An 11,331-nucleotide genomic window follows, 5' to 3' on the forward strand; every position below is an offset into this window, starting at 1 on the left:
CATCGTGATACCGACGCCCATCAGCCCGGCGCGTGGCGGTGTCTTCGGAGTAGACGGGGCCGCGTGAGGCGAGCATGGCGCAGAAGGCGCAGGATTCTTGTCCTGTGAGTACTCGGGCGTAGCCGATTCGGCGTCCGATTGGGCGTTTGGTTGTTGCGTTGCGGACTCTTCCGAGCCGTGCGGTGTCTTCGACTGCTTTTCGGCCGGCGTTGAGTGTGTGGCGCATGAGGGTGCGGGTCAGGCGTGCGCTCATTTGCTCGATGACTCGCGGGTGATTGGGGAATGCAAAGGCCGGTACGGATTTCTTGATGAGTTCCTTGGTCTCATCGTCAACGAGCTCGAGGATGATGTTTGATGGTTTCTCGCCGAATCCTGCTGCTCTAGCCAATGCGTCGTAGGTGGCGTGGGGGCCGTAGCCTTGGATTCGTGCCGGGGCTACTTCTAAACCGAGCTGCGCCATGTCGCGCCCCATTTGCTCGACGTAGGCACGGTAAGCCTCCTGCCGATACTTTACGACGATGGGGTGCAATTCGACGGCGATGTCATAAACCGCGTCGGTATCCATGGGCACACCGAACTCATCAATCTTCGCTGCAACGTCGCGTTCTAGTCGGCGTTGGATATCACGGAGTTTCGCGTCCTGCGTTGGCATGTGCCTTCACCTCCTCGCATGTCGATTGTTGTGATGCCGTTATGGTTCGGTTTGCGGTTCCTGACCACCGTCCGGCTGGTCAACGTCGAATAATCCGCTTCCGCGGCCTGCTTGTGCTTCCCTAGCCCGCTTGACGCGCTCATGCGTCCAACCAGGGATATCCGACCACAGCTCGTCTGGTGGTACACCAAGCATGGTGGCGAGTTTGCCGAGCCCATCAACCGTCTGGGCGAACGAGCGAGCCGATGTTTCCGCCCACTTGACCTCAGAGGCGAAGTCACCGGCTTCTTCTTCATCGCCAGCAATATGCGCACACAGGCGCAGCATCTGCTCATGCGACTCACCCAGCGAGGTTTGAATCTCAGAAGCCTTACGATCCTTAGACGTCTCCAACGCCGCCAGGCCGTCAGCAGAAATATTGGAAATCGCATTCGCACCAAGTGACTGTGCGGGAACCTGGGCAACTGCAGCGAAGTCGCGCACACTCGATTCACGCGCCTTGATGTACTGCGTCAGGTCCGTCTCATCGAACTGGCCGACCTTCACATCCTTGTTCGCAAACGTCCACGTGTCACTGATGGCCTGCCGCATCGCCTCATACTCCGACTTCGGAGCCCAACCGGTGACATAACGCTGCTTAAACGCCGCCCAATACTGCGCGACACCCTGCTCATAGTTAGTGCGGTCAATCCTGGCCGACAACGCGAGCAGGTGCTCAATGATGCCGTTGGTTTCTTCGCCGGCAGCCATCATGCGGTCCTGATACCGGACAATGGGCGTCACACCAACGTTGTGCTCCCGATATTCGATAAACGGCAAGTTCTCCGGCGACATGTAATAGCGCTGCTGCCACGCCAACGGCTCATCCGGGGCATTTTCGACTCCGAAGAAGTAAACACGCTCTTCGTCGTAGAGGCACAGGTGGCCGTTGTCGATGACCATGGCGATTATCGGGAATTCCGTCTGCGTTGCCGCCCCGGTATCCGGCCACGTCATTTCCTCCCCGTAGCGGGCAACCAGCCGGCGGGGTGAATGCACGCCGATACGCGCCCCGTTGAGCGTTGACGGCAGCACCGACGCATACGCGGTGCCGTATTGCAGCGCCGCGCGGTGCAGACCGGTTTGGCGCGCATCCATTCGGTTGGTCTGCCAGTGGTGCCACGACCTGGCTTGCACTGAGCCTTCGGAGAAATAGTTCTCTACCTTGAGTGACTGCCCATAGGTGTCCAGCACAAGCCCTAGAAACGGGGTCTGAGACATCTTCGCGATCTGCAAGTGCCGGTGGTAGTTCTTCCCCTGCGTCACATCCATACGGCGCGCCGCCTCTGTGTCTGACCACGGCTGTACCGCACGGTTAATTTCATCGAAATGGTGTCGTTGCACCGAGTGGTCCTGCAAAAGAGCACGGATTGCGTCACGTGCCTGAGACTCATTCATAACGTGCCCTCCTAGTAGAAAAATGCCGTGTCATCGACCGGCTCTGCCTTAAGTGATGGGTCGGATTTGACCATGCGGTAGACCATGCGAGCGCCAATCATGCAGACTGCCGCGTCAATCTTCTTCTGCGATGCGCGGGACTCTTTCCGCACCGTCTCGCCATAACGGCCAAGATGCCGCTGAGCGTTGCGCACATGCTCACTCAGAAGCGGGTTGCCGTCGTGGGTGAAGGCATGCTGCACGATCTCGGCGGCGGCAAGCTCACATGCCTGCGTGAACGGGAAGTCCTTGCTGCGCATGTCCCAGGCAATCGGCTCCGGGTTGCGCGCCCCAGGTGTTGCCCACAGGCGCAGCTGGTCGCCGTAGCGCTCCGGCCAATCCACCTTGACGAAGCTCTCCCACTCGCGGACATCGGCGAAGAAGGCCAGCACCTCGAAGCGGTCAAACGCCCGCTGCACACCAGCCTCCACCGCCTCAACGTCAACGACACCGTCCGGCGGCGGTGCCCACACGCCAACGGTGAAAACATGTCCATCGTCCATGCAGCAACCAATCAGCGCGGTGTGGTCATTCGACAAGGAACCGTCGAAAAACAGCACAACCTGCTCACCGTCAACGAGTTCACGGTCAGGCCTGGACATCTGCGCCCAGTCCTGCGGATCACACCACGAGTCCAGCGACGCAGTCGGCCAGTTCAAATATTTCCGCTTCGAATCATCAGGCCGCGCTTTCGGGTGCCAAATACGCGCCACAATCGCGTCCAAGTCAGCCCACGGGCAATCCTCATACACAAAAGCCAGCCCGGCGCGCAGGCTGGCTTCATCCGCGAGGTCGGTGTCTGGTGGGGCTTGGCGTGCGTCGTAGAGGATTTTGCGGTCGGATTTGGTGCGCCCGTCTTCCTGTAGTGTCCAGGCTTCGAATGTTTCCTCCCCAGCCGAGCCGGTTCCTGGTTTCCAGGCGTTGAGGGTCTCCAACATGCGGGAACCGGATTTCGCGAGGTTATCCAACAGCGTGCGGTGTAGTTCATTGCCGCCGTTAGAGTTCGTCCAGTGCTCGAGCTCGTCGCCGATGATGAACGTTGCTTCCGCGCCTTCAGCGGATGCCGCCGAAGACGTGATAACTTCCAGCTTTCCTGCGGGTTCGACATTGATTTGTGTTCTTCCAGCGTCAATTTGGTAGTCGCGGTTGAGCTGGGGTGCGGCGCGCTTAGCGACCATCGCTCGAACCATACGCATTGTGTTTTCGGTCTGGTCTTGGGAGACCGCCGCGATCTGCACAAGCGGCATGGGCTGCTGCTTGCCGACACAACCGCCGAGAACGTTGTCGTCGAAATGGTCCAGCCGGACAGGCGCAAGCAGCTCAATCAGCGCCATGACGGCTGCGAATGGTGACTTACCGGAGCCCTTGGCCAGCCGACGGGCTGCGTGGTAGTAGACGAACCGGCCGTCATTGTCGACGGCGTAGAACCAGAGGATGAAGCGGGCTTGCTCGCGGGTGAATTGCCATCGTTGTCCGGCGCGGATGCCGTTGGGGTGGCGTAGGTATTTGGCTGCCCATGCGAGGGCGTTCCATCCGAGGGTGCGGGTGGGTATTCCTTCTGGGAGGGTTATGAGCCTGTCGGCGGCGGCGACCATGTAGGTATCACCACCTTTTCTTTATCCGGTTAGGTCGTTTTTGTATTTTTCCATCAGCAGGATTGCTGCTTGGGTGTTGTCGTCGATGTTCTTGGTCGCATCGGCGCGTTGCAGTTCGATGCGCAGTCGTCGGCGCGCTCCCTCTGTTGTTAGGAGGGAGTCCATCATGGAGTTGATTTGAGCGATGATTGCGGCGCGCACTGGCTCTGGTCTTTGCATCTCGTCGGACAGGATTGTGGCGCATAGGTGCGCTGCTGCCCAGTCGGATGGTTCAAAGAACACTGATTGGCCGGAATGCTTCAGGCTCCTGTACCAGCGTTTGGCGCTGATGTGCCAGCTGCGGTCTTCCGCTGGTGGCTTCACCGTTTCTGCACCAGCCACTTTCAGCGTTGTTGGGCCTTGCGGTTTATTGCGGCGTCGGCGTTGGTCTGACCGTTTGGGTACTGGACCCGGCATGGCCTACCTCCTCCCTGTTGTTTGTCTAGGAAGCTTTCCTGTCTGATTCATGTCCTCGATGGCGGCGACTGTCTTCGTTAATGCAACCAGTTCGCCTGCGGACCACACGGTGGCGGTAGTGCGGATGAACCGTTCGGCGGAGTAGACCTCTACTCGTCCGTAATTGCGCCCTTTGCCTTCCGGTAGGAGCCCGAAGATGTGGAGTCCTTTGCCGGAGATTGAGCGCTCAATGAATGCGCCCGGCGCGGCGTCGACGATCCGGCGTGCCCATTGTTGGAGTTGCCCGTTGCTGAAGCAGTTGTCTAGGTCGATGCATGCGAATCCGCCACCGAGCATGAACCCGTGCGGCTTCTTTTTGACGTCGCGGAACTGTGTCCATGTTTCTGGCTTGGTTGACGATGCTGGCTTGCCGTTGGTCTGCATGGGGCGCTTGCCGTCGGCGGCAACCCAGCGTCGTGCGTTGGTCATTTCCTGCGGGTAGCGGTTGCGCTGGCGGGCACGGTACGCCTTTTGCCGGCACGCATTCGAGCAGTATGTCCGAATTCGGCCGGGCGCCTGCAACGGAAGCGTTGCACCGCAGACTTCGCAACCTTTGTTCATACTTCGATTTTATCAGAAAACGTTACGTTTCACTGCTTTGACCTGGACTTATGTCCGCCAATTAAAGACGGTCGCACAGGCCAAGAAATAAGGCATCGGAGTTAGCGCTGCGCCAGTTTTAAACCCGCAGGTCAGCAAAGCGCGCCAGCGTTCAATCTAGCTCGTTTTCCAGCCTGACCAGCGCGAATGATGGAACCCGTACACAAATTTAAAGGCAATGCCCTCCGCCCTGGCCAGCCCCTCGAAGCGAGGGTCCTCCCCCACCCCTCACAGTAGCCCTGGGTGGGGCTTGGCCCATACGGGCTGGCGGCGTCGCCGCCTGGCCCGGGTGGCTTCCCCGGCGGTCTTTTCTCTGTGGCACGACGAGCAGATAGCCCGGAGGTTTTCTAACTCATCATTGCCACCTTCGAAGACCGGCACCACATGGTCCACCTCGTTGGCAATAACAGCGCAGCCACGCAGCCGCGCTTGGCATTCGAAGTGATCGCGCACCATGACCTGCTCAGCTAACGCTTTCGGTACGCCCCGGGATCTGGGACCCCGGGAGTTCGACTTCCACCCTGGCATACCTGACACCTCCTGGGAGCAAGTGGCAGCTAGGGTGGCTACCGACTGACCTCTAGGAATTACTGGAGGGATGTTGCCGTCCAGGTGAAACTCCGCAATTGTCTACCGCGACCCATCGTTGCCATCAGCGAAACTAGCGTTAGCCAATCGTGAATGTGTTGACGTAAAGCAAAAGCTCTCAAACCATCATTTCAATTCAACGGTTTAAGAGCATGCGCTTCAGTCAAGCGTAGCTTAGCACACGGACTGTAAACCGCAGGTCACGAAGTTCTACCCTGTCGACCGCGTGTCGTCGCCACACTGATGTGCTGCCACTGCGCGCATACAGTCTGCAATGTCGAAGAGTTCCACGCCTTCAGCGCTCAGCGTCGTTGAAAGCTCACCTTGCTTCGCCCACTTCCTCAACGACGTGTGACTGACACGCACACCAAGCACTGCAAGCGCGTCGGCAACCTGACGCGCAGAACCCTGCTGCGGAACCTCCCGCCGCGCCACCGGCTCAGGCGGACTCACCCTATCGCCTATCACCCGCCGATGATGCTCAACCTCGACGAGCACACCATCAGCCCACGAACGCTCCGCGACATCATGCACACGATCATGAAGCCACCGAGCCACGTGCTCAAGGCGCCTGCTGGTTGGTGGCCGACACTGCACCTCGTAGGCCAGCGCCTGCGCCCAGTCCCACAGACACAACTCCGCCGCGTGCTCCACATCCAGCAAGTACACCGGTAGCGGCGGGCGAGACCCCCGGGCACTCGGGGGACGGCCCCCATTGACCCCGGAGGCAGGCGGCGAGGGGACCATCATCTCAGCGAGGGCGGGGGCCATAGATTCAATCGCGGACAATGCACGACCAAGCTGCTCAACCTGGTCTGGCGACAACGGTGGCATAAGGCTCCAATCAACAAGCCACAACAAAAAGAACTAGAGAACCAACAAAGGTAAGGGGGTGGAAAGAAAGAGAGGGGGAGGGATATTTAAAAGCCCTCCCGACCCGACCCGACCCGTCCCGACCCGACCCGGTGCCAGCCCGACAACCACTCCCCTTGTCGAACGGTTTTTTCGTCGACGGGAAAGTTTTTGGGTATGACAAAGGCCGCGTCGTCAAAAGCGCGTAGGCTCTCTTGGACGCACCGCAAGCTCGTTTGTTTTTCGCCCCTCCTATCGCGGGGCGTGTACTCGAAAACTAGTTGCGGCGGCGTCGGCGACGGCGACGTGCGAAAGGCTCCGCTCCTTTGGCGGGACCGGCATCGCGCACGTGCGATGCCTTACGGCCCTGCGGCGCACCGCCCGCATGGTGTGCGGGGAGTGCCGGAAGCGACTGGACAACATTGACTTGAATAGTCTCGGCTGGCTGCCGAGAACTCCCTTTGGCGGCTCTACCCTCAGACTCAACCTGGCCATGGGAATCAGTATTGGGGAACTGCGGCTTGCCGGGCTCCTGGCTTGGGCCCGCGGCCGGGGACGTAGCGCGTACCGTTTTTTCTTCCTGAGAAGGGGTCACTGCCCGACTGGCTGCCGGGTTGTCCTGGGCCTCAACCTCGTCCGCGATAAGCGGATTCGGGAGTCCCTCCTTCTTGCACCAGCGCGCAACGAATCCCTCCCAGCGGGAGAGCTTCTTGCGCAGCTCCGGGCCATACATTGGAGACTCTGGTGGGTCGAGGAGCGGAAGTTCCTCCTCGGCGCGTTCGCCTAATTCATGCCGCAGCTGATTACAGCCACGGCATGCCGTCACATAATTGTCTGGGGTCGTCGGCGCATCGATGTCACGGTGGTCGTACTCACGGCCACGATCGGACTTCTTATCGCCCCAGACCACTTCATCACCGCAGTACCGGCACTGGTCTCCATCACGGAGCATGACCGGCACCTGCAACCCAGCACGGTTTTGATCGTTGCGGCGTTTCGTTGCCTTCGACTTCGCATCTGAGCGGATGACATGAACAAACGATTCACGCTCAACGAGCACGAATTGCCGCTCACCTTCAGACTCCACCTCGGTGATAATCCCGATAGTGATCAGATCCTGAAGTACAGGCTCCACCCGGCTAATGCCGATATGCCGGACGGCTGCACCATAGGTGATTTTGTAATCCGTCCACTGCTGCGCAGAATGCGTAAACAACGCTGACGCCGCGCCTTTGAGTTCACTGACCAGACGGTCATCGCCACGTTCGGCTGCCAGCTCGTAGGCTCGCATCCACTCCGGGGCCTCGTTGAAAGTATCGCTGACCCTTACCCATGCCATGGTGCATCACTCCCGGACCGGGGCTGCCCAGCAGAAATATGGGAAGCGGTAACAATCATTCTTCGAACTCCAAATCAAAAACCGGCGCGGTAACAAAATGAACCAACACAACTGCTTACGGATCTCTACAACAAGGCACTGGTAGCGCCACGGCTAATCCTCGCTTTCCTCGTGATAACCGGCTTGGTCATCACCTTCATCAGACGGATAAGGCCACATGGTGTTCGCAGAAACAGTGCGGGACAGCACCCGGTACCGCACAGGCAAGCCATATGTGCGGGCCCGCAGACTGCACGCCTGGTGCACATCTTGTGCCTGTTCTGCGCTCATCCATGTCACCCCAGCGACGCGCAATGAATTCCATGTGTATCCGCCATCTGTTGACGCCACCACACAGAACTGCCTGACGGCCTTGTTATTGCTTACGCCGCTGTCACCCATCAAGAAACCTTCCCCGTTACTGCCGGCCGTTGCGCCCACTGACATGCAGACAGCAACTGCGCTGCCGTCCGACGAGCCTCGTCGACTGAGGCGAACTCAATGTCCCCCAGGCGAACCTGGGGGCTACCACAGGCGGACATACTCCGAGATGCTTCAACATCGCCGAACTGTGCGATATCACGGCCGTAACGCCCAACATTCCATGAGTAGCAATGCTCAATGAACAGCTTGTCCGGCCGCACGAGCTGGACCTCCACCTCGCGGGCGTACTCGTTCGCAGTCCTAACAGCGTCTTCCCACGAGCCACACCACGCGATGCCACCGGTATCGTCCTCAACAACCCAGGGCAAAAAGCTACTTCCCGTCTTCTTCACCTGGAGCGTCATGACTACGACAGTCCTCCCAACGGCCGCGCGACAACAACACGTCGCGCAACAGGCGACCCGGTGTTCTGCTGCTCGTCGACGCCGTCCAACTTCTCCTCGTCACCGTCCGCAGGATTCGACCCGTCCGGATTACAGACCCACACGACCGCGAGCTGCGGAGCCGTGGCCACAAACTTCGCTTCGGCCGTCGAAGGGAAGCGAGTCACCACAGCCCCAATAGCCCGCGCTGCCTTCTGCAACGCGACTTCCTGCGCCGGTGTCGCACGAGTAAGGACGCCGGACTGCGAGACCATGGCGGAACTCCGCTCCTTCGCGTGCACTTCCTGCAGCACCTCGGAGACATGCTTCGCGACTCCTTCAAGCGGCTGCCTCGGCGACTGCACCGGGCGACGCGTCTTATGCGGTTCAAATGGCAAACCGTAAACAAGCGCTATCTCAATGAAGTCCGCCGAAGCGGCAACCTCGACCTCAACCGGCCCAGCGTTCGTTACCTTCTGAATCGCAACTTCGGCTAACTCCTTCGCGACTCGAGGCGCGACATCCACCGAACCGGAGGCGATCACGTCGACACCGGGCACTTCCGCGGCGCCCATCATCATCGGGTTGGCCGCAGAGACAGTGACCGTCGAATCCTCGCGAACATCAATGCGAATCGAATCGAACTGCGCCGCGGTATCGCCCGGCACTGCGATTGGGTGGACTGCCTTCAACGCGTTCGAGAACTCTACGGCTGGCGCCACGAACCGGAAGTGCCGACGCTGCTGTGCTTTCGGCGTCGCATCAACGACGTCTACATCATCTGCTGCTGTCGTCATTTCTTGGAATCTCCTGTCCATCAATGGTTAATTGCCCTGGAATCTCAGTGCGGGTGGGGCGCTTACGAGGGCCAAGGAATCGGTAAATCTGAATTTGGCGCCGCGTTTGCTGCTGCTCCCACCAACGCTGCGCAGCTGATTCATCTGATGTCATCTAGCTGTCGCTTTATGGTTCTTCGTCATCTCATTGAGCCGTCTGCGCTCACGCGCAACACGTCGCTGTTGCATGCGCTGTTTCTCCCGCTCAGGCATGCCCGCTCGCCGTTTACCATGAGCACCGGCGCACACATGCTGTTGGAACAGCAAATACCCCTGAGACCGCTTCCGCAGAGCTTCTTCCTCACTGAGGAACACGGCAGCACCATGTACGATCTGCACGTTCCCATCTGGGTCAGACGATGCATCAAGGGCAAGTCGATGCCCCAATGGTGTGCATGCCCACCGGATAGGGAAACCGCAGTGCCTACAAGACCTTTGGCGTGGCATTTTTCCTCCTCATTTTCGCTACTATCGGCTGCTTAGTGCTTTTCGCCGCGGTGGACTATCCGCAACACGTGGGCTTCGGCCTTCATCTGGAAAATCAGCCATCGTCGGCGCATCATGCTGATTTCAGCCCCTCCATACGCTGCTTGACGACGGGAACTGCAGCCCACGCTTTCTGCGCAGACAGGCCATCCCTTTTTCGGCACCATGCAATCGCTTCCCGAAGGGTGGCCCCTAATGACGTGAAGTGCAGGAGATCTAGCGCAGTGGCTTCCGCATCTGACAGCGCAAACTCAACCTGCGCCATCGCATTAACGTCAGCCATGGAGACGGATGCAGTGCCGGAAATGATTCCTTCCACTGCTTCACAGCGCACTCGAGCTGACTCAGCGATATGTTCTACTGACATTCCCAGTTCGATGAGCTCGAGAACATGCCCCCGAGCATCAAGCCGGCACACCTCGTAATCGCCGGGCGGAACTTCCTCAATACCCACCGCGGTCTTCAAAGCGTCTTGCAGCGAATTACAGATCACGGCCGGCGGAATCCCTGCCATTGCTACCTGCCAGCGACCGTCTGAGATTCGGCGGGCGCACCGTGGCTTATCTTTCTGGTTCACCTTGCACCTCACTTGCGATGTGCTCGATGAACTCCTCAAGCTGGCGCATAACGCGCTTGTCATCCTTATTGAAAGTGACCAGGTTCTCCAAGGCTCCTCTGGTGATGAACTGCTGCCCATCCCCATGCCGGCCTAACCGACGAGGCAGCGTTGCCGGAAACCTCAGACTACGAGGCATCTCTGACATCACATCACCAAACGACACCTCGAAATCAATCGTGGCCGGTTTCCTGCCACCTCGAGGCACGGGGACTACGACGAGCACCCACCGATTCTTCGGTGAGCGAACCCTACGAAGCTGCTTCATGTCATGCCTCCGGCCAATACCGGGGCGCAGAAACGCCACTGTTCTTCTTTTTCATCTGAAGAACACGCTCAATGCTTTTGACAGACTTTGAAATAAAGACCGCCGTGCACAACCAAAAAATTGTTGTGATTGTCCAAATGATTGGCACAAAATTGAAATTGTCGTAGCCAGTAATGATGACCATTACAAAAGAGGATGCGGCAAGAATCAGCGACATTGCCCATTGCAATTTGTTCCTGGTGTTGACGTGATCCAGCAAATCGTAGGCGTCGCGCCACATTGAGCGGCTGAACTTAACGTTTGGATTACTCATTTATGCTGCTCCCCTTGGTGCTTCTGGAAGCCCTTCGCGCTCAATGCGATGAACCTCGGTGACATGGATGAGGTACGGGCGTCGTGATCCTGGTCGACGGCGAGGCCCCACGTACTGCAGACGACCTGCGTTTAAGAGCGCGTAGATATAGTTCACGTGTACTCGGAAATGCTTGGCGACTTCCTTGGGTGTCCACATCACTTGGTCTTGCGGTGGCATGGTGACCTCATTCCTTGCGGTATGCTTCATGGCAGTGTTCCTTTCAACACTTTCGGCCTGTCCCTGGTGCTAGCGGGGGCGGGCCCTTTTATTTGGTTTGTGAGGCGCGCAGCCAAACCGGGTTAAGTAAAGAAAAGTGTGTCTTTTCCGG

Annotated in this window: 12 protein-coding genes and 1 pseudogene; all 13 read right to left on the bottom strand. The window is 58.7% G+C overall.

Annotated elements, in window-relative coordinates:
• Positions 1-652: pseudogene (locus tag HMPREF2847_RS08780) on the bottom strand (hypothetical protein); the annotation flags it as partial.
• 39 nt (positions 653-691) lie between these two features.
• Positions 692-2,089, bottom strand: a complete 1,398-nt coding sequence (locus HMPREF2847_RS08785) for a phage portal protein (protein ID WP_070852171.1) — start codon at positions 2,087-2,089, stop codon at positions 692-694.
• A gap of 11 nt (positions 2,090-2,100) precedes the next feature.
• Positions 2,101-3,723, bottom strand: a complete 1,623-nt coding sequence (locus tag HMPREF2847_RS08790; RefSeq protein ID WP_070852172.1) for a terminase large subunit — start codon at positions 3,721-3,723, stop codon at positions 2,101-2,103.
• A gap of 21 nt (positions 3,724-3,744) precedes the next feature.
• On the bottom strand, positions 3,745-4,179 hold the full coding sequence (locus HMPREF2847_RS08795; RefSeq protein ID WP_069359750.1) for a phage terminase small subunit: 435 nt from the start codon (positions 4,177-4,179) through the stop codon (positions 3,745-3,747).
• A 3-nt stretch (positions 4,180-4,182) separates the two neighbouring features.
• Positions 4,183-4,779, bottom strand: coding sequence for a hypothetical protein (locus HMPREF2847_RS08800; protein WP_176719136.1), 597 nt, complete (start codon positions 4,777-4,779; stop codon positions 4,183-4,185).
• 267 nt (positions 4,780-5,046) lie between these two features.
• On the bottom strand, positions 5,047-5,346 hold the full coding sequence (locus tag HMPREF2847_RS11980; protein WP_083327356.1) for an HNH endonuclease: 300 nt from the start codon (positions 5,344-5,346) through the stop codon (positions 5,047-5,049).
• A gap of 270 nt (positions 5,347-5,616) precedes the next feature.
• Positions 5,617-6,240 (bottom strand): hypothetical protein, encoded by a 624-nt coding sequence (locus HMPREF2847_RS08805; protein WP_070852173.1) that lies wholly within the window; start codon positions 6,238-6,240, stop codon positions 5,617-5,619.
• A gap of 295 nt (positions 6,241-6,535) precedes the next feature.
• Positions 6,536-7,597, bottom strand: a complete 1,062-nt coding sequence (locus HMPREF2847_RS08810; RefSeq protein ID WP_053412727.1) for an HNH endonuclease — start codon at positions 7,595-7,597, stop codon at positions 6,536-6,538.
• A gap of 440 nt (positions 7,598-8,037) precedes the next feature.
• Entirely contained in the window at positions 8,038-8,424 is a 387-nt protein-coding gene (locus tag HMPREF2847_RS08815) for a hypothetical protein (protein WP_070437725.1), read from the bottom strand.
• 2 nt (positions 8,425-8,426) lie between these two features.
• The gene (locus tag HMPREF2847_RS08820; protein WP_048731124.1) at positions 8,427-9,239 is read right to left on the bottom strand and encodes a hypothetical protein; all 813 of its coding nucleotides are present in this window, start codon (positions 9,237-9,239) and stop codon (positions 8,427-8,429) included.
• A gap of 598 nt (positions 9,240-9,837) precedes the next feature.
• Positions 9,838-10,341 (bottom strand): hypothetical protein, encoded by a 504-nt coding sequence (locus HMPREF2847_RS08825; protein WP_141765083.1) that lies wholly within the window; start codon positions 10,339-10,341, stop codon positions 9,838-9,840.
• 308 nt (positions 10,342-10,649) lie between these two features.
• Positions 10,650-10,961 (bottom strand): hypothetical protein, encoded by a 312-nt coding sequence (locus tag HMPREF2847_RS08835; protein ID WP_070852175.1) that lies wholly within the window; start codon positions 10,959-10,961, stop codon positions 10,650-10,652.
• A complete protein-coding gene (locus tag HMPREF2847_RS11505; protein WP_141765084.1) occupies positions 10,962-11,210 on the bottom strand; it encodes a helix-turn-helix domain-containing protein in 249 nt (82 codons plus the stop codon).
• Positions 11,211-11,331 lie beyond the last annotated feature (121 nt).

It is taken from the genome of Corynebacterium sp. HMSC074C03 (genome assembly GCF_001838285.1).
Classification (GTDB): domain Bacteria; phylum Actinomycetota; class Actinomycetes; order Mycobacteriales; family Mycobacteriaceae; genus Corynebacterium; species Corynebacterium amycolatum.